This is a genomic window from Pedobacter sp. V48 (assembly GCF_000523515.1).
In the GTDB taxonomy this organism is placed as follows: domain Bacteria; phylum Bacteroidota; class Bacteroidia; order Sphingobacteriales; family Sphingobacteriaceae; genus Pedobacter.
Genome location: NZ_AWRU01000023.1, coordinates 138,669 through 157,632, shown reverse-complemented (window position 1 = coordinate 157,632; position 18,964 = coordinate 138,669). Strand labels below are relative to the sequence as shown.

The 18,964-nt window shown below is 37.7% G+C and carries 15 protein-coding genes and 3 pseudogenes; 10 read left to right on the top strand and 8 right to left on the bottom strand.

The window, feature by feature from the left end:
- Positions 1-86: 86 nt before the first annotated feature.
- The 5 genes from N824_RS18270 (at position 87) to N824_RS18245 (ending at position 4,251) form a co-directional block, all read left to right on the top strand.
- Positions 87-653, top strand: a complete 567-nt coding sequence (locus N824_RS18270) for an RNA polymerase sigma factor (protein WP_048906590.1) — start codon at positions 87-89, stop codon at positions 651-653.
- 1 nt (position 654) lies between these two features.
- On the top strand, positions 655-1,743 hold the full coding sequence (locus N824_RS18265; RefSeq protein WP_048906589.1) for a S1C family serine protease: 1,089 nt from the start codon (positions 655-657) through the stop codon (positions 1,741-1,743).
- Positions 1,744-1,919: 176 nt separating this feature from the next.
- Positions 1,920-2,207 (top strand): hypothetical protein, encoded by a 288-nt coding sequence (locus N824_RS18260; RefSeq protein ID WP_152542378.1) that lies wholly within the window; start codon positions 1,920-1,922, stop codon positions 2,205-2,207.
- Between the two features lie 410 nt (positions 2,208-2,617).
- A complete protein-coding gene (locus N824_RS18250) occupies positions 2,618-3,544 on the top strand; it encodes a DUF72 domain-containing protein (protein ID WP_048906586.1) in 927 nt (308 codons plus the stop codon).
- Positions 3,545-3,615: 71 nt separating this feature from the next.
- A complete protein-coding gene (locus tag N824_RS18245) occupies positions 3,616-4,251 on the top strand; it encodes a peroxiredoxin (RefSeq protein WP_048906585.1) in 636 nt (211 codons plus the stop codon).
- Between the two features lie 139 nt (positions 4,252-4,390).
- On the opposite strand, the gene N824_RS34430 is transcribed toward N824_RS18245, so the two are convergent.
- The 8 genes and pseudogenes from N824_RS34430 to N824_RS18215 all read right to left on the bottom strand — a co-directional run bounded on the left by N824_RS34430 (position 4,391) and on the right by N824_RS18215 (position 13,311).
- Positions 4,391-5,845 carry a hypothetical protein gene (locus N824_RS34430; protein ID WP_235207191.1) on the bottom strand — a complete coding sequence of 485 codons (1,455 nt, stop codon included), beginning with the start codon at positions 5,843-5,845 and terminating at the stop codon, positions 4,391-4,393.
- Between the two features lie 74 nt (positions 5,846-5,919).
- Positions 5,920-7,308: pseudogene (locus tag N824_RS34425) on the bottom strand (DUF2723 domain-containing protein).
- 987 nt (positions 7,309-8,295) lie between these two features.
- A pseudogene (locus N824_RS38525) lies at positions 8,296-8,796 on the bottom strand (tetratricopeptide repeat protein); the annotation flags it as partial.
- A 99-nt stretch (positions 8,797-8,895) separates the two neighbouring features.
- Positions 8,896-10,080, bottom strand: coding sequence for a hypothetical protein (locus tag N824_RS18235; protein WP_048906584.1), 1,185 nt, complete (start codon positions 10,078-10,080; stop codon positions 8,896-8,898).
- Positions 10,073-11,350: an aspartate kinase gene (locus tag N824_RS18230; protein WP_048906583.1), complete on the bottom strand. Its 1,278-nt coding sequence runs from the start codon at positions 11,348-11,350 to the stop codon at positions 10,073-10,075. Before N824_RS18230 ends, N824_RS18235 begins: the two co-directional genes overlap by 8 nt.
- Positions 11,350-12,159, bottom strand: a complete 810-nt coding sequence (locus N824_RS18225; protein WP_048906582.1) for a DUF3298 and DUF4163 domain-containing protein — start codon at positions 12,157-12,159, stop codon at positions 11,350-11,352. The genes N824_RS18230 and N824_RS18225 overlap by 1 nt, the downstream gene beginning before the upstream one ends.
- Position 12,160: 1 nt before the next feature.
- Positions 12,161-12,625: a GNAT family N-acetyltransferase gene (locus N824_RS18220; protein ID WP_048906581.1), complete on the bottom strand. Its 465-nt coding sequence runs from the start codon at positions 12,623-12,625 to the stop codon at positions 12,161-12,163.
- The gene (locus N824_RS18215; protein ID WP_048906580.1) at positions 12,622-13,311 is read right to left on the bottom strand and encodes a YggS family pyridoxal phosphate-dependent enzyme; all 690 of its coding nucleotides are present in this window, start codon (positions 13,309-13,311) and stop codon (positions 12,622-12,624) included. Before N824_RS18215 ends, N824_RS18220 begins: the two co-directional genes overlap by 4 nt.
- A 72-nt stretch (positions 13,312-13,383) precedes the next feature.
- Here N824_RS18215 and N824_RS18210 point away from each other — a divergent pair, with 72 nt between their 5' ends.
- The 5 genes and pseudogenes from N824_RS18210 (at position 13,384) to N824_RS18190 (ending at position 18,952) form a co-directional block, all read left to right on the top strand.
- Positions 13,384-13,998 (top strand): DUF4296 domain-containing protein, encoded by a 615-nt coding sequence (locus tag N824_RS18210; protein ID WP_048906579.1) that lies wholly within the window; start codon positions 13,384-13,386, stop codon positions 13,996-13,998.
- Positions 13,999-14,011: 13 nt separating this feature from the next.
- Positions 14,012-16,389 (top strand): annotated as a pseudogene (locus N824_RS18205) (endonuclease MutS2).
- A 46-nt stretch (positions 16,390-16,435) separates the two neighbouring features.
- Entirely contained in the window at positions 16,436-17,524 is a 1,089-nt protein-coding gene (locus tag N824_RS18200) for a sorbosone dehydrogenase family protein (RefSeq protein WP_048906578.1), read from the top strand.
- Positions 17,525-17,573: 49 nt separating this feature from the next.
- A complete protein-coding gene (locus tag N824_RS18195) occupies positions 17,574-18,275 on the top strand; it encodes a CoA transferase subunit A (RefSeq protein ID WP_048906577.1) in 702 nt (233 codons plus the stop codon).
- A 17-nt stretch (positions 18,276-18,292) separates the two neighbouring features.
- A complete protein-coding gene (locus N824_RS18190) occupies positions 18,293-18,952 on the top strand; it encodes a 3-oxoacid CoA-transferase subunit B (protein ID WP_048906576.1) in 660 nt (219 codons plus the stop codon).
- The last annotated feature ends 12 nt before the right edge of the window (positions 18,953-18,964 follow it).

The window sequence follows — 18,964 nt, the reverse complement described above, 5'->3', positions numbered from 1 at the left end:
TAGTATTACCGTATTAAGGATGAAATAAAAAAAGTAATTTTTTTTGTTATCATTGGGTTACCATTCATGTTTAAATGTATTAATTGGTGAGTAATAAGTTAAGCAGTTCAGTTCCAACAGATAGAGAGGTAGTTTTAGGGGTCTTAAATAACTCAGAAGAAGCGCTAAATAAATTGTATACGGGGTATTTTCCGATGATTTTACAGTTTATCTTAAATAATAACGGTGATGAAGATGATGCAAAAGATGTGTATCAGGAAGGCATAATTGTTTTATATAATAAAATTAAAAGCGGAGATTTCGAGTTAAGCAGTAAACTAAAGACCTATATATACTCAGTCTGCAGACGTATTTGGTTAAAGAAGTTAGCACAGCAAAGCAAGAAAACCAATAACATCTCTGACTTTGAGGATGTGATAGCGATAGAAGAGGACGTTGAACAGCATGAAGAGAAGGATAGGCAGTTTGATAAGATGCAAGAAGCACTCCTCCATTTAGGCGAACCCTGCAAGACCATTATTCAGGACTTTTATATTAACAACCTTTCTATGCAGGAAATTTGTGAAAAGTTTGGGTATACCAATACCGATAACGCAAAAACACAAAAATATAAGTGCTTACAAAGGTTAAAGAAATTATTTTTTCAATCGTGATATGAGGAACGAAATAGAGTTAGAGGGTATAATAGAAGATTACCTTAACGGTAAACTTACTGAGGCAGAAGCCACCGCTTTTGAGCAACTACGCTTAAATGATCCGACTGTTGATCATAAGGTTGTTGCGCATAAGGTTTTTCTGGATTCGCTAAAGGATTATGCCTCAAATCTTGATTTGAAAAACAAGATGGATCATGCACATGATCAGATCGATGTTGATGCATTAAGCAGAAAGCTTGGGCCTCATCCTTCGTTTATTGTTAACATGTGGCGTAAAAATAAATCAGCAATTGCTGTGGCCGCCTCTTTTATATTATTAACAATTGTTACCATTTATTCTATACAACAAACTACAGAGCAAACGGGTAGCTATAAACAAATGAGTGCTGAGCTTAGTAAGCTTAAAAGTTCTACCACTACCTTGATCAGAGATATTAAATCAAGCCAGAATTCAAAGGTTCCTGTTAAACCTGTGAAATTTGGAGGTACCGGTTTTGCAATTTCTTCTAACGGATATATCTTAACAAGCTATCACGTAGTCGAAAAATCTGATACGGTCTATGTTCAGAACAACAAAGGTGATCTTTATAAAGTTGATATTACCTATAAAGATCCTATTAACGACATTGCTATTCTGAAAATCATTGATAAGAAATTCTCATTAGGCTCGTTACCTTACTCATTGAAAAAGGGTAAAGTTGGCCTTGGAGAATCTGTTTACACACTGGGTTATCCTAAAGATGAAGTAGTGTTAGGAATAGGCTACTTAAGTTCACAGAGTGGTTTTAATGGTGATACTTTAGCGTATCAGTTATCTCTGGATGTTAATCCTGGTAATAGCGGCGGGCCGCTGTTAGATAACAGCGGAAACGTAATAGGTATAATCAATGCTAAAGAAAGCTATACAGACGGAGCAACCTTTGCTGTAAAAGCAAAGTTCCTTCAGGAAGCATTAAGCTCTATCCCTCAGGATTCTATAGTTGGCAGGATATCTTCTGTTAGGAAGAGCAAATTATCGAAATTAGAGCCATCAAAACAGGTATCCAAAATTCAGGATTACGTGTTTATGATAAAAGGTTATAACTAATAACTAACACATAGATTTGAAACCCCGAAACCTTAATTGGTTTCGGGGTTTGTTGTTTTTGACCAGTTCACAGGTGTTCCTGCAAATTTTTTATTATTTGATTAGGTCGTAATCTAATGGTTGATAAAATTTGTAAATAATTTATTATTTTACAGTCTAACCAAATAGTAAAGACAGTGGGAGTAAGAGAAATAGTTATCATAATCGTTTCCCTTTTGATGTTATATCAGGGATATAGATTGGGTGAAAAACGAAATATTGGTGGTACTGGTGGGCTTACACTTGTATTCTTTTTTAGTTTTATCGGATTAACAATTGTTTATTTTTTACCAAATAAGAATGATCCCTATCAAGCTAAAAATGGAAAGAATTTTCGAGAGGCTCTCATTTTTATTGGGTTGTTAATTCTGTTTTTAGTTTTATTTGTTGTAGTTGTTTATAATATTAAACACCAAAGCGTTTAATTAGGGATTTATTTTTACTATCTTGTTGGTAATTAGATATCACTATATGGGAGTCATATTTGAATTGCTTTTCTTTATCTTCCAAGTCGTTGCTGGTAGTAGCAATAAGGAATCCACGGCAAATAAGTATGTCGCTGTCGGCTTCTTTGCCGTTTTCTTATTAGTTGTAGTCCTAATTTGGTGGTACAATCCTGCACCGCATACTACTGGTGCTAAAACGCTCTAATCAGTCTTTATTTCCTTTAATCCTCCATGATAAATCTTTATTATACTAATTCGGTTAGATAAGAATAATAGTAAAATCTGTGATTCTTAACAATATTTAATAATTGTTGTTTAACTGAGTAGTTTAATAATTAGTAGATTTAGCCTTGACCTGACCACAAAACCTTTATATAAAAATTTTAAATATGGATTTCGGAAAAGTAGCAGATAGTCAGATAAAGGATGTAGATTTTACACTGCCAAAAGATGGTATACAGACTTCAAAAACATTGTCGAAAGGTAAGCCGGCTAAAACCCCTGAGTTTTACGTTGGATGTGCCAAATGGGGCCGAAAGGAATGGTTAAATATGATTTACCCACCAAAAACAAAGGAGGCCGACTTTCTGGATCAATATGTAAAACATTTCAATTCTATTGAGCTGAATGCAGTTTTTTACAGCATCCCGAATGCAGAGTTGATTAAAAAATGGAAAGCCAAGGCCGAGGATAATTCCAGTAATGGTTTTATTTTCTGTCCTAAATTTTCCAGAACAATCAGCCATATTAAAAGGCTAAAAGATGCAGAGGTACCAACAGATCTTTTTCTGGCAAGTATTTCTGAATTTGGTCAGTTCCTGGGGCCATGCTTTTTGCAGCTTGGAGATAACTTTACATCTAAAAGCCTTCCTGTTCTGGAAGAATATCTGAAATACCTTCCTACCGACCTTGCTGTTTTTGTGGAGTTAAGGCACGAAGGATGGTTTTTGGAAGAAGCGAACAGGAACCAGGTGTTTGATATGTTTGCAGAGCTAAATAAGGGTGCAGTAATTACTGATGCAAGCGGTAGGAGAGACTGTGTGCACATGGAACTAACCATACCTGAAATATTTATTCGCTTTGTCGGAAATGGATCGGCACACCAGGATTCTGACTTTGCAAGGATAGATGATTGGGTGGTGAGAATTAAAGAGTGGTTGGATAAAGGACTGGAAAAGGTCTACTTCTTTCTGCACCAACACGATGAAAAGGATACGCCTATTCTGGCAGATTATACCATTAAACAATTTAACAAGCACCTGGGAAGCAAGATTCCTGAAATAAATTTTATTACAAAAACAGGAGAATTATTTTAAATAGTATACTTAACTTGTAGACTTTAATATTTACTTTTAAACATTGTTATTTACTACTAAAATATATAATTATGAGTTTAAGAATAGGGGACGCAGCTCCCAATTTTAAGGCAGAAACTTCTATAGGTAATATCGATTTTTATGATTTTCTGGGAGACAGCTGGGGAGTCTTGTTTTCTCACCCTGCAGATTATACGCCGGTATGTACTACGGAACTTGGCCGTACTGCATCTTTAAAAGGAGAATTTGAAAAAAGAAATGTTAAAGTATTGGCGCTTAGCGTTGATTCAGCAGAGTCTCATAAAGGCTGGATCAAAGACATCAATGAAACTCAAAATACAAATGTAGAGTTCCCTATCATTGCAGATCAGGACAAGAAAGTGGCTGATCTATATGATATGATTCATCCAAATGCATCAGAAACTTTAACTGTGCGTTCATTGTTCATTATCTCTCCTGATAAAAAAGTTAAATTGATGCTAACCTATCCAGCGTCTACAGGACGTAATTTTAACGAAGTATTGAGAGTAATCGATTCATTGCAACTTACCGCTAATTATAGCGTTGCAACGCCTGCCGATTGGGAAGATGGAGAAGATGTTGTGGTAATGAACAGCATTAAAACAGAAGATATTCCTGCAAGGTTTCCTAAAGGGCATAAAGTAATTAAGCCTTATTTAAGAACTACACCCCAACCTAACAAGTAAGATTGAAATATAAGGATAAACAAAAAGCGGGGCATTTTTAAAATGCCCCGCTTTTTGTTTTCTGGAATTCAGTTTCTCCGCGTTTTGTCATTCTGAAGCTAAAGCGATCGTCAGAATGACGGGTGGATAACAAAGGTCTCTAACTAAACTTAGCCTGCAATTCTTCAAACTTTTTGGCGATCTTATCACTAAGCTCAGTTTGCTTGTAGCCCAGAGCCACCCGGTGAAGGTTGCTTAAAACATACATGCCTACCTGGATATCTCTTCCATAAGCATTAAACCGTTCTGGCTCTAAAGAAGCAATATAAGTAAGCTCTTTATCTAAAAATTCAAGTGTCTCATCTGTCAATTTATTAGCTGCCTTAGTTTCATTTAAAGCATACATGTTTTGTATGGTCTGATACCTGTTTATCGTATCATCAACTGAATAATTTTTAAGAGGAATATCTTTAACACTTTTAACTAAAATGTTGCGTGCCTTATCCGTTTTTCCTTCCATGAAAAGGTTTGTAGTAAGCGAGTTCGAAACACTCCATGAACTTTGGGCAACTCTTCTGCTTTCCGGGTCAATGTATTTTGCAGTTTTAAAGCCTTTAAAATCAAATTTATGCATTAGGTTATCATACATCGGATCGCTGTTTGTTTTCTCCATTTTATCACGTGTATCCTTAGGATCGGTTTTGAAAGGCAACAAACGGAGGGCATACCCTTCAAGGTATAGGTATTTGCCTAGACCTGCATAAGTATCTTCAGATACATTTGATTCGAAATATATTGGCCTTTCCCAATTGTTGTTTGCAATGATATCCAGCAAAGCCAGATCATATTTGTACAGGATATCTTTATTGTATTTCCACTCCATCAAAGGTGTAACCTTGTCTTTGTCTTTAGCTGAAATGGTATTCGTTTTTATCAGTTGATCTGAATCTACCGTTAATTTAAAGTTTTGAGTGGGCAGAAAATTCACGAAACTTCCATCCGATAGCGGAAGTTTATCCTCTTTATTATCTGAAGTCAAAACGGCTAAAAGATCTTTTAGCTCCACACTATCTTTTAAATCGTAATCATAGTAACGAATATAATCTCTAACACCATTTACATACTTCTCTGTTGGCATTGTAATAGGAAGCGCTGCGGATTTATTCAGCTTCAATTTCATTTGATTGATATATGCATCATCAGAAAGGTATTGAATATTCACTACCCTTATATCAGTGCGAATACCCTCGACCTCTTGTGCATACCACAAAGGAAACGTATCGTTATCGGCTGTCACAAACAATATGGCGTTCGGAGCGCAAGAGTTAAGATAGTTTTTTGCCCATTCCAAGGCAGTTGTTTTACCAGAACGGTTATGGTCGCCCCAGCCCTGAACACCCATAATTGCAGGTGCGGCCAATAAGCCAACCAACGAAGCCACTATAAGGCTCAATTTAGGCGCATTAAAGCGCGATAGCCACTCCCTGATAGCAAATACCCCGAAGCCAATAAAAATAGCGAAGGCATAAAAGGAACCTACATAAGCATAATCTCTTTCCCTTACCTGTCTGGGATCTTGATTTAAATAAACAATAATAGCCAGGCCAGTAAACAAGAAAAGTGTTGTAATTACTAGAGTATCATTTCTGTTTCTACGGTATAAAAAGAATAGACCCGCAATACCTAATATTAAGGGTAAACCGTAAAATCTGTTAAATCCTTCATTGTCAACAATACTTGGCGGCAGGTTAGTTTGGCTTCSSRRWMKTNNMTAKCAKSSARTGACTTAATTCCTGTTATCCAGTTTCCTTCACTATAGCCTCCCTGACCCTGATTGTCATTTTGTCTACCAACAAAATTCCAGAAGAAATAGCGCCAGTACATAAAACCTACCTGGTATGATGCAAAGAACTTTAAATTCTGGGCAAAAGAAGGGGTTTGTCCGTCAGCAAGATTTAACCATTGTTTGTAAAAGCTTACATGATCAGGCTTGTCGCTATATGTTCTTGGAAACAATAAATTCTTATCATATTCCACATCTATACCTCTTCCGGAAACCTCATATTTATCTTTTCCTTTCCTGTATTTGGTATAAGTTTCTTTGCCGTCAATTTGTTTAGCATCAAAAGTTTGTCCGTATAAGAGGGGCGTTTGACCGTAATTTGTACGTCCTAAATAACCATATAGAGCAAAAGCATTATCAGGATTCGATAGATTTAAACTCGGTTTCGCATCTGCTCTTATAATGATTAAAAAGTAGGAGCCAAAGCCAAATAAGACAAATGTTAGGCATATCATGCTAAGGTTAAGATTGTACTTTTTGTGCTTAATTGAGTAGTAAATGGCGTAAGTAATACTGGCGGCCAAAAGCAGTATAAATGTTATGGCCCCATATCCAAAGCCAAAACCCAGTGTGTTTACGAAGAACAAATCGAATTTGGCAGCAAACAGTACAAAATATTGGATAATAACGAACTGAACTAATATCCATATAAGCCCTGCAATACCTATTGCTTTAATGATACCAAAGGCGGTTGGCTTTGCTGATTTTTTAAAATAATAAACCAGTACCACAGCTGGAATGGCCAATAAACTTAATAAATGAACCCCAATTGATAATCCAATTACAAATGCAATTAGCACCAGCCAACGGTCGTCTGTTTTACTTTCCCATTTCAAAATTGCCCAAAATACAAGGGCCGTAAATAATATGGAAAGTGAATATACTTCGGCCTCAACTGCCGAAAACCAAAATGTATCTGAAAAGGTAAATGCCAAAGCACCAACTACCCCTGTAGCAACAACGGTAAGCGTATCTGCTGTAGTTTTTTCTTGCTTGTACAGCTTGTTTGCAATCAAGGTGATGGTCCAATAAAGAAACATAACTGTGGCAGCACTAAAAATTACGGAACTAAAGTTCATCCAGTAAGCAATTTTTGATACATCACCGGCAGCTAACAAGGAAAACAACTTTCCTATCATCAGGAATAAAGGAGCTCCGGGCTGGTGACCCACTTGTAATTTATCGGCTGCGGAAATGAATTCTCCGCAGTCCCAAAAACTTACGGTTGGCTCCATGGTTAGCCAGTAGACCACTCCTGCTACAAAGAAAAGCAGAAATCCTACAAGATTSTTNWTWWWTWSWTWAWGRTTCMTANNWWRMRGSTAAYTTTCNNNGNNTMATAGTNNRARRRTAANYTWMRWMATWGNAAARWTARCTNRWWYWWKGAAWGTTNARSTRTNTTWARGAATGTTNAAAKTANTSWKAAAGAATGNNANNNTTANNWKCWGAANRGAMTNNTTMGNCAKCTSAAWGKAMTTYCNNRTSATNNCKSMAASTAWTTNYCANMYKAWSKMSGYAASTNKYTKWMAMMTRAMTANYSWAWRTKCTTNNWWWTKAAKRGWSWATMTWCYWYWWTTAARGGNNTNKMTASSWSARKKMRAKGWGRTNSSYGRRRKMKAWGWRKTCCSNGGNNWWYWTWWKKATNKCSSKRKYKWWSKTWTYRATKGCGCNNWRTTGMAGNNKYMYMAAYTGNNYRMKSWGTTNRMAGMTKYYCAWRYTSWWTWATCNSWTWWWMKCTKTTCWTSYTSWTTKRWMSWWWWKCTNMTWWTSYKCSYSATTRRWRGYAWARMTWMTRATNYKMGMYAKTNWTGNGMAWAWAWTCWGNYKTARAWAGNYYWGWRAAAATNMWTYWSYKTWWWMWKYYCAGAAANMWMTCCNKTWWYTYYWWWMWTTKYWKWAAGYTCTCCGGTAATTCCAAAAATTGTTTTAAGTTGTAGTTCTAGTTGATCTGCTTCCGATAAACCAGCCAATCCGGGCGACAGCGAAGCCATTGATATGGCCAGGCTTGCTGCACCTACATCTGGATCCTTTTCGTTGGGATTACGATTGATCGTAATGTTGTTTACTCCGGCTGTTTTGGTAATCCCTGAATTGAGAATTGATTTAACGTCCTGATAAGCTTTAGCCGAGCGTTGGGTAGTGGCTTCCAGTATCAGGAAATTACAGTAGCTAAGAAGCGCAGCAATTTTGTTACCTGGTTCTGCCATGTTAATTAATGCGTATAAGCGATGGCTACTTGCGTGTTTTGGATTTAGCTGCAAAGCTTTGGTCACATTTTGTAATGCCTCCTCATTTTTGCCGAGGCTGCTATAGGTTATGGCAAGATTATAATATAGACCCTGATATTCTGGCTGCGCTTTTATGCCGCGTTTATAATATTCAATGGCTTTGTCTTTCTGTCCCTGAGTATCATAAATACTCCCTAACATATCGTATGCGCCTCCTGAATTGGACGGATTCCCTTCAATTACCTTATTCAGATAAGGGATGGCATCCTTAGCAGATTTATTGCTAAATAGTGTGTAGGCAATTTCATAATTCGCGGTAGAATTATCTGGTTCTAATTGTAACGCTTCTTTATATTTTGAAATGGCTTCTTCAAATTTACCGGCGTCATGGAGTTTAACTCCTTCAGAGATTAGGCCGTTAATCTTGCTTTTATCCTGAGATAAAACCGCAGTTGAAATAAATAGAGATAAGAGAATGAGCGTTAATTGTTTCATGATCAGGAAAAATTTGGTTATGATTATTTCGTTAACATAAAGCTAAATTAAATCGATCTTTTTTTTAGAACGAATTTTGGAAATAACCAAACCTAAAATTTAATAATGCTGCACTATTTCGGCGTCTATTATTAGATAATCATGGTTTGCGCCTTGTGTAAAAACAAGGAATTTGTTGTGATCGGCCTTTATTTTGTATTTCTTTACCAGGTTTTCTGCTTTATCCCGATAGTTTCTGGCAATTACATTTCCCCTCGGCGATTTTTCTTTTTTAAGATCACTGGAAGATAAGGTACTGTTGATCTTAAAAATCCTGCCGGGAAAGGAAGAATCCACATGATCTGAAACATACAGCTGCGTTTGATGATGGAGCTTTTTTAATCTAAACCTTGCAGCTATCAGGTTAAAGGCTCCGCTTTTAAGCAGTGCTGTATCTGGTTCATACAGATACCCAGAAGGAGTTTCGTTTAGCAATTCAATGTCTGTTTCTTCTTCCCCTTTAAAAAAGGAAAATTCTTTTTGGGATTTGTTTAGGGTAACTGCTGTTATTTTTGGCTGCTGTGCAGATCTGTTGCTGTCAATAATCCATAACAATTCCTTGCACTCATTTTTTACACTTATAATGTGAACTTCAGAAACATTGCCGAGCTCCTTTAAACCAGCCGTAATGTCTAATAATGGTGCTGTTTTAATAATGATGCGTTTTGATTTGGAGAGTAGTAAATCCAGATGCTCAACCACATTCGGCGTGCAGTCTTTTAACATAAAAACTTTACCTGCCGAACGTCTTCTTGCAGGGTCCAGATAAATTGTATCAAAGATTTCGTCGGTTTTTTCCAGTAGTGCAATGCCATCCTTTGCCAGGCAGCTAATGTTTGATTGCTTTAACACTACCGCATTATGAGCAGCTATTTCAGAAAGATCAGTATTGATTTCGCAATGTGTTAAGTTTTTAACGGCTTTTGCAAAGTAATAACTATCTACCCCGAAACCCCCTGTAAGATCTATTAAGCTGTCGCCAGTGGCCAATGTTGCTTTGTAGGCTGCTGTGGTTTCCGATGAACATTGCTCAATAGAAAGTAGGGCAGGGTAATAAATGGAGCTAGTTTTATACCAGGTAGGCAATTTTTTTACCGATTTGTTTTTTGCCGCAATCTGATTGGCAAGCTCTTTAGAATCAACATTCTTAAACGGACTTTTAGACATAGCGAGTTTGTGTACATCATCATTTAAATGATTGTGAATGTACTCCTGAACCTCGCTATCTAAAACATGTTTATTCAACTGTTGTCTTGTCCCTCATTACAATTTGACAGGTATACCTGCTTTTAACTTCCAGTAAGATGTTTTTGTTAACAGTTACCCTATCTATGGTTTGCTGATTGTAGTATCTTATGGTAACCAATTCCAGGCCTGTGTTATACTTAACTTTATAATGCTGTGAAAGATCTGCTATCAACCCTTCCAGTTTTTTGGGGTCGTGATCAAAACTTACCGAAAAACTGATGGCAGAATTCAGCATGGTGGTAATTTTTACCTTGTGTTTGTGGAACAGACTAAAAATATCACTTAGGTTTTCTTCTATGATGAAAGAGAAATCTTTAGGGAAAATAGAGATCAGCGCCTGGTTTACTTTAAATATAAAGGATGGAACTGGCAGGTGATTATTTTCTCCTGTAATGTCTGTGCCTTCGGCCTTATGATCAAGAAAAGAACGAACAAATAAAGGGATGTTCTTGTTCTGAATCGGCTTTATTGTTTTAGGGTGAATAATTGTTGCACCATAATAGGCAAGCTCAATTGCATCATGATAAGATAAACGTGGAATTCTTTCCGTTTCATCAAACCATTTAGGATCTGCGTTTAAAACTCCGGGTACATCTTTCCATATGGTTAATGAAGTCGCATTTAGACAAGAAGCAAATATTGCTGCCGAATAATCAGATCCATCTCTACCAAGAGTTGTGGTAAAGTTTTCGCTTGTGCTGCCAATGAATCCCTGTGTTACTGCAATATATTGTTCTAAAACAGGACCCAGTTTTTTCTGTATTTCCTGTTCTGTTTTTTCCCAATTTACCTGTGCCTCGCGGTAATTGTTATCTGTATGGATAAAGTTGCGGGCATCAACCCATTGCACATTACAACCTGTTTCGTTTAAATAAGCAGCGGCTATTTTTGTAGAAACGATTTCGCCGATTGAAACGATTTGATCGTAAATGTAATCAGCTGCGTCGTCTGGTTCTTCTTCTATTAACCAATCTATTTCAACGAATGAGTTTGCCACATCGTTATAAACCGGGTGACTGTGATCTGGAAATAACTCGCTAATGATATTGAAATGGAATTGTTTTACCTCTTCAAATATCTGATGTGTATCCTCAAGGCCAGTTAAATAAGCTTTTGTTAAATCCTCAAGTTTATTGGTAACCTTACCCATTGCCGAAATCACGATTAACAGGTGTTTTTTTTGATTACGCTCTTTAATGATGTTGGCCAGATTTCTTACCCCTTCGGCATCTTTAACTGATGCACCTCCAAATTTGTATACCTCCATTAATTTGCGGGACTAAGTAATGAATTAGGTTTAGCAATTTCTTTTAGCTCACTGAAAGGGATAACCAGTTCTGTTTTTCCATATGCATAGGCCTTGATTTCGTAAGGATTATAAAGAAACATTAAACCTTCATCTGTAACGGTGAAGTTGTCATTCAATTTAAACGTATCCTTATCAAAGAAATAGCCATCTTTTAAGCTCGCTGTAGCGCTAAGCTTTTCATTTTTTCTGAATATCTTTTCGGCTACAGCAGTAAGTTTTGCCAGGGAACCTGGTTGAATTAAGGAATCTAAAAGGATTTCCTGATGGGTAGCCGGATTATAGTTAAGGTAGGTGAATACACTGTTTGGGTGTGCACCTCCGGAGTAATTTACATAGGTGTTTAGCAGCGACAAGAAGCCTGGTTTTTGTTTCACAACCTTAGCATTGATATCTAAGAACCAGGTTTGCGGGTAATCTTTTTCAGACTTTCTAAAGTCGTCATAACCTTTTATAAAATCGGTAGCATATTCATTGTATGTTTTGTAGTTTTTGCCAGAATCTGCTGTCAGTTTTATTTTGCTTTCAACAAACTGGTTTACTTTTTCATCATTAAATAATGGATATGAAATAACTGCCTTAGAAGTATCAGTTACATTTTTATTTACAGATATCGGGGTCTTGCTATAAACTTTTATTGAGTCGTATTTAAAAGTTAATGAGTCTCCTGTGGATACAACACTTGTAGTGTCGGTAGTATTGCTTGTTTTATTCTCACTCTGACAAGCTATAAAACCTATGGCGATAATAAATAATCCTAATTTTTTCATGTTACTTTGAGATTTGTTCCTTCGAGAAGGATGCATTTAACCATCCTGCTTCTATATCAGCAGCGTACTTTTTGTAAAAATTAATTGCCGGCTCATTCCAGTCCAGCACCTGCCAAACCATACCATTGTAGTTTTTATCTTTTGCTTCCTGTATAACGGTTTCAAAAAGGAGCTTGCCTGCACCTTTTCCTCTGTACGCTTCAGTTACAATGAAATCTTCCAGGTATAAACGGCAACCTTTCCAGGTAGAATAGCGGGTATAATATAGGGCAAAGCCAATAATTTTATGGTTATCCTCAGCAACAAAAGCTTTCCATACTTTGTTTTCGCCAAAACCGGCCTCCATAAATTCTTCTATGGTTACGGTTACTTCTTCCGGCGCTTTTTCATAAAGAGCCAGTTCATTAATTAATTCCAATAATCTCGGACAATCTCCTCGCTCAGCAACTCTTATTGTAATGCTCATTCTGTTTTGTAATGTTTAATCTTCCTTTTACCAAAAATACTGCTGCCAACTCTTACCATTGTGCTACCTGCTTCAATTGCCAATTTGTAATCGCCAGACATACCCATAGATACTTCCTTAAAGTAGTCATCTTTTCTAAAAAAGCTAACTTTAATGCCGTCAAAAAGTACTTTTAACTCGATGAATTCATCAAGAGTCTGTTTTTCTGTGGCGTTGTTACTTGCAATTCCCATTAACCCTACAATACGTACGTTTTTAAGTGTGGCAAATTCTTCCGACCTAAGCAATTCAATAGCCTCATCAAAACCGAGTCCAAACTTGGTGTCTTCATCAGCAATATAAATTTGAAGTAAACAGTCTATCACCCGCTTATTTTTTACGGCTTGTTTATTTATTTCAATTAGCAGCTTCAGACTATCAACCGAGTGGATTAGTTTTACAAAAGGCGCAATGTATTTTACCTTGTTGGTTTGCAGATGACCAATAAGATGCCATTCAATGTCTTCAGGTAGTTCTGCCTGTTTATCAACCAGTTCCTGAACTATGTTTTCGCCAAAAGCGCGTTGCCCGGCATTGTAAGCTTCCATAATTGCGGCGGGCTCCTGGTATTTAGATACGGCTATTAACTCAACCAGTGTCTTATCTAATTCGCTTTTATATTCTAATAAGTTATCTGCTATACTCATTTATCAGTATTTTTGGTAAAAATAAGAACCTTAGCGAACTTTGTCTAAGAAATAATGATGTTTTAGCCCATAATGAAGAACTTTATATATACAGCCTTCCTTTTTTTATTTGTTGCAGGCTGTAAGCCAGGTATTCCTTCCGATATTATTCAGCCCGATAAAATGGCCCTGGTGTTGCACGACATTCATATTGTGGATGCTTACATCACTACCATACCTAATATCGATACGTCAAGAACTATGGCTGCGGCTTATTATAGCGGTATTTATAAGAGATACGAGATAGATTCTGCCCTTTATGGTAAAAGCATGGCTTACTATAGTCAGCATCCTAAAGTATTAGATGGTATCTACGATAAGGTAACCAAGGGATTAACCAAGCAAAAGAACGTTTTGGTAAAGGCAGATTCATTGGTGAATGCTAAAGCAGCTAAAGTTCTTAAAGCTAAGTTTAAGGCCGATTCGGTGAAGCGAGCAGATTCTTTGAAAAAAGTTACTGCACCGCAACGAGCCAAATTTAAGGCCGACTCGTTAAAAAAAGTTATTGCAGTTAAAAAGGCTGATTCAATTAAAAAAGTGGATTCAACCAAGAAAGCAAAAGCTGTTTTAAGGAAGGCCATTAGGAAAAAGAGGGCAGACTCTATTAAGGCCAGAGAATTATTAAAGAAGACTATTAATAAAAAATAAGATAGAAATAGGAATGTTATATCCGGAGAATTGTTTAGAGCGTTTGGGGTTTAATGAGGTAAAACAACTTATTTACGCACACTGTCTAAGTCCTATGGGGCAGCAAATGGTGGGCAAAATGCAGGTGATGACCAAGTTTGATCAGATCAATAAATTTCTGAGACAAACAAATGAGTTTAAAAGTATCCTCGAGAACCAGGAGCCACTACAAATCAGTACATTTTTCGACATAAAATCTCTGGCCGATAAGATCAGAGTGGAGGGCACTTACCTTGTAGAGGATGAGTTGCATCAAATGTACGCCTCCTTACAGACTGTATTTTCTGTACTGAGGTTTTTTGATGAAAGAAAAGAAGTATACCCTAATCTGGAGGCACTGTTTGAGCATCTTCCTGTCGAAAAGAATATACTTAAGCGCATAGAATCTGTACTGGATCTAAAAGGAAAGATAAAGCCAAATGCNTMGSTWRYACNWCAWWMTRYMATYRSRKANGRTNNCAAANNASCANSARCNASSMWRTWAKKAMKAGAATGGACGCTATTTATAAGCAGGTAATTAGTAATAATTGGGTTGCTGATGGTAGTTTGACCATACGTGATGGCAGAATGTGTATACCGGTACTTGCCGAAAATAAAAGAAAACTGAAAGGTTTTATTCATGACGAATCGGCCAGCGGGCAAACGGTATACATAGAGCCAGAAGAGGTTTTTTCATTGAATAATAAACTTAGGGATCTGGAATTTGATAAGCGTAGGGAGATTATAAAGATCTTAATAGCGCTCACAAATGATCTGAGACCATATACGCCATTATTATTGTCGTATCATGGTTTCCTWWCTWARYTNGATTTTGTACGTGCAAAAGCCTTGTTCGCTATAGATGTTGAGGCCGATATGCCGGTTCTAATAAAGGAAGCCAAGACTAAGTTGGTTAATGCACGGCACCCCTTACTATACCTTTCATTTAAAGAGGATAAGAAAACCGTTGTTCCTTTAAACTTTCATATTAATGAGAACATGAGGATTGTGCTGGTATCAGGGCCCAATGCCGGGGGTAAGTCGGTTTGTATGAAAACCGTAGGTCTATTACAGTTAATGGTACAATCAGGCTTATTGATTCCAGTTCATGAATCCAGTGAGGTGGGTATATTTGATCAGATATTTGCCGATATCGGCGATGATCAGTCTATAGAAAGTGATTTGAGTACTTACAGTGCACACCTTACTAAAATGAGGTATTTTGTTGCAAATGCTACACCTAAATCGCTTGTTTTAATTGATGAGTTTGGAACGGGTACCGATCCTCAGTTTGGCGGACCTATGGCCGAGGCTGTTTTGGAGGTGTTGAACAATAAAAAAGTAAGAGGAGTGATTACCACCCACTACTCTAATTTAAAGCTTTTCGCTGGCAATACCCCAGGCCTGGAAAATGCTTCCATGTTGTTTGATAACGACAAGATGAAACCAATGTACGTATTGGAAATTGGTAAACCGGGAAGTTCCTACGCTTTTGAGATTGCACAGAACATTGGTTTGCAAAAAGAAGTACTGGAACTTGCCAGGGCTAAAACCGGTACCAATCAAAACAGGATAGATAGTTTGCTGGTTGATCTGGAACGTGAAAAGAAACAGATTTACGATACAAAAGTGAATCTTTCTAATCAACAGAATAAGGTGAAAAACCTTGTCGCAGAAAACGAGAAGCTTAAACTGTTTCTGGATGAGAATAAGAAAGTACTGATCAAAGAAGCTAAGCTCGAGGCTCAGGCGATTATTAGAAATGCCAATAAACTCGTTGAGAATACCATAGCAGAGATTAAAGAAAGCAAGGCAGATAAGGTAGTAACCAAAGAGTTGAGACAGAACCTGCAAAAGGTATTGGTGCAGAATCATGTAAAGGAAGAGAAAAAGCCTGAAGTACCGGTGATTAGTAATACGCCTATTGAAGTAGGCGACTGGGTACAGCTAAACAATAGCGAAACCATGGGGCAGGTGCTTGAGATAAACCGAGATAACCTGGTAGTTGCATTGGGTGATCTTCGTTCTGTGCTGAAGAAAAACCGTGTTCAGAAAATCAGCAACAAACAGGCTAAAAAAGCAGTTCAAAATAATTCATTTACCGGCAGTATTTCAGAAGCGATATCGAGCTTCACCGCTGAGCTTGACCTGCGTGGTATGCGTGGCGAAAATGCCTTGCATGAAGTAGAAAAATATCTTGATAAATCGATCATGCTTGGCTTTCCATTTATAAAGATCATCCACGGAAAAGGGGATGGCATTTTAAGGAAACTGATTCGTGAATATTTAAAGAAATATAGCCAGGTAAACAGGGTAGAAGATGAACATGCAGATAGAGGTGGCGATGGCATCACTTATGTTTATTTCAATTAGATAAACTTATTTACATTTAGGATGTTGTATGAGAAAAAGACATCCTATGAAGGTATTATTTATAAGTTTGTTCGCGCTCTTTATGAGCGTTTCTTCTTGTAAGAAAAACAAATCCGGAGACGCGCAGAGTCCTGGTGATGTTGCTATTAAAACCAAAGTTTTAGCCACAGGCCTATCACATGTATGGGAGGTTGTTTATGGGCCTGATAAGCAATTGTGGATTACCGAACGTTCAGGGAAAATTAGCAGAGTAAATCCGGAAACAGGGGCCGTAACGGCGCTTCATACTATTGCCGAAGTGGTATCAAAAGGTGAGGGTGGTTTGCTGGGTATGACCCTAAATCCCGACTTTGAAGCCAACCCATGGGTTTATGTAGTTTATGATTACGGCTCAAGTTATAAGGGAAAAGTAGTCCGGTTTACTTACTCAAACGGCACCCTGAATTCGCCGCTGGTTATTCTTGATCAGATTCCGGCAGCATCTATACATAATGGCTCCCGGCTGCTCATAACAACAGATAAGAAACTCCTGATTACTACAGGTGATGCAAGTGAGGCTGATAATGCACAAAACATGAATTCTTTATCGGGCAAAATACTTAGGGTAAATCTTGACGGGTCTATACCTGCCGATAACCCGGTTTCAGGGAGTCGCGTATGGAGCTTGGGACATAGAAATCCGCAAGGTTTGTTGCTGGCCAATGGAAAATTATACGAATCTGAGCATGGCCCTAATAACGATGACGAGGTTAACATCATTCAAAAAGGACGAAATTACGGCTGGCCAAATGTTGAGGGTTATTGCGACAAAGATGCTGAAAAAACATTTTGCACCGCACATAATGTGGTTGAGCCAATTCAAGCCTGGACTCCTACAATAGCCACCAGCGGCTTAACCTATTATAGTGGGGATCTCATCCCTGAATGGAAAAACTCTTTACTGCTGGTGAGCTTAAAGGCTTCTAAATTAACTCAGCTAAAACTCGACGCAGCCGGTGATAAGGTAGAGACGAGTAAAGATTATCTTGTAAATGATTATGGCCGGCTAAGGGCCATATGCATGAGCCCGGATGGTAAGGTTTATATTGGAAGTAGTAACGGCAGTGATGATAAAATTATAGAAATAGCGAAATAGTTTGGTTCTAACACAATTTATAATATAATTTAGTAACAAAACTTTTAGTATGATAAACAAAGTCGTAGCAGGTGCCGATGAAGCCATCAGTGACATAAAAAACGGTAGTACTTTAATGCTTGGAGGCTTTGGTTTGTGTGGAATACCCGAAAATTGCATTGCCGCTCTGGTAAGAAAAGGAGTTAAAGAATTAACCTGCATCTCAAACAATGCCGGAGTTGATGATTTTGGCATTGGCTTGATGTTACAACAGCATCAGGTTAAAAAGATGATCTCGTCTTATGTAGGGGAAAACGCCGAGTTTGAGCGTCAGTTGTTAAGTGGTGAGCTGGAAGTAGAGCTGATCCCTCAAGGCACTTTGGCTACAAGGTGTATGGCAGCGGGATATGGTATGCCTGCTATTTTTACTCCTGCTGGTGTGGGTACCGAGGTTGCCGAAGGTAAAGAGACCAGAAATTTTAACGGTAAAGATTACCTGATGGAGTATGCTTTTGATGCTGATTTTGCCTTAGTGAAAGCCTGGAAAGGTGATACTGCAGGAAACCTGATCTTTAGATCTACCAGCCGCAATTTTAACCCCGTAATGGCTATGGCCGGAAAAATTACCATTGCTGAGGTGGAAGAGCTTGTGGAACCCGGAGCGCTCGATCCGGATCATATTCATACTCCCGGTGTTTATGTGCACCGTATTTTTCAGGGGGATAACTACGAGAAAAGAATAGAACAACGTACGGTTAGACCTAGGAATTAATTCTATAATATATTGATATGCTCGATAAGAATGGTATTGCGAAACGTATCGCAAAAGAAATAAAGGACGGTTACTATGTGAATTTAGGAATTGGCATCCCTACATTGGTGGCTAATTTTATCCCCCAAGGAATTAATGTAGTGCTTCAATCTGAAAATGGTTTATTGGGTATGGGGCCTTTCCCTTTTGAAGGAGAAGAAGATGCCGATTTAATTAATGCAGGTAAACAGACCATTACCACCTTACCCGGATCATCCATATTTGATTCTGCAATGAGTTTTGGGATGATCAGAAGCCAAAAAATTGACCTGACTATATTAGGGGCCATGGAGGTATCAGAAAATGGTGATATCGCCAACTGGAAAATACCGGGCAAAATGGTGAAAGGAATGGGGGGGGCAATGGATCTTGTAGCTTCCGCAAAGAATATTATTGTTGCTATGCAGCACGTAAATAAAGCTGGCGAAAGTAAACTATTGCCAAAATGTTCTTTGCCGCTTACAGGAGTAAACTGCATAAGAAAAGTGGTAACCGAATTAGCTGTATTGGATATATTACCTGAAGGTGGATTTAGGTTAGTAGAAAGGGCACCGGGAGTGAGTGTTGATTATATCAAACAAGCCACTGCGGGTAAACTCTTCGCTAATGACAACGCGCCAGAAATGATATTGGATTAGTTTAACATAAAC

Coding starts and splice junctions, on each gene's coding strand:
- N824_RS18250 (WP_048906586.1), top strand. CDS start 2,618: ATGGATTTCGGAAAAGTAGCAGATAGTCAGATAAAGGATGTAGATTTT.
- N824_RS18215 (WP_048906580.1), bottom strand. CDS start 13,311: ATGAGTATAGCAGATAACTTATTAGAATATAAAAGCGAATTAGATAAG.
- N824_RS18225 (WP_048906582.1), bottom strand. CDS start 12,159: ATGAAAAAATTAGGATTATTTATTATCGCCATAGGTTTTATAGCTTGT.
- N824_RS18230 (WP_048906583.1), bottom strand. CDS start 11,350: ATGGAGGTATACAAATTTGGAGGTGCATCAGTTAAAGATGCCGAAGGG.
- N824_RS18190 (WP_048906576.1), top strand. CDS start 18,293: ATGCTCGATAAGAATGGTATTGCGAAACGTATCGCAAAAGAAATAAAG.
- N824_RS18265 (WP_048906589.1), top strand. CDS start 655: ATGAGGAACGAAATAGAGTTAGAGGGTATAATAGAAGATTACCTTAAC.
- N824_RS18195 (WP_048906577.1), top strand. CDS start 17,574: ATGATAAACAAAGTCGTAGCAGGTGCCGATGAAGCCATCAGTGACATA.
- N824_RS18210 (WP_048906579.1), top strand. CDS start 13,384: ATGAAGAACTTTATATATACAGCCTTCCTTTTTTTATTTGTTGCAGGC.
- N824_RS18200 (WP_048906578.1), top strand. CDS start 16,436: ATGAAGGTATTATTTATAAGTTTGTTCGCGCTCTTTATGAGCGTTTCT.
- N824_RS18245 (WP_048906585.1), top strand. CDS start 3,616: ATGAGTTTAAGAATAGGGGACGCAGCTCCCAATTTTAAGGCAGAAACT.
- N824_RS18220 (WP_048906581.1), bottom strand. CDS start 12,625: ATGAGCATTACAATAAGAGTTGCTGAGCGAGGAGATTGTCCGAGATTA.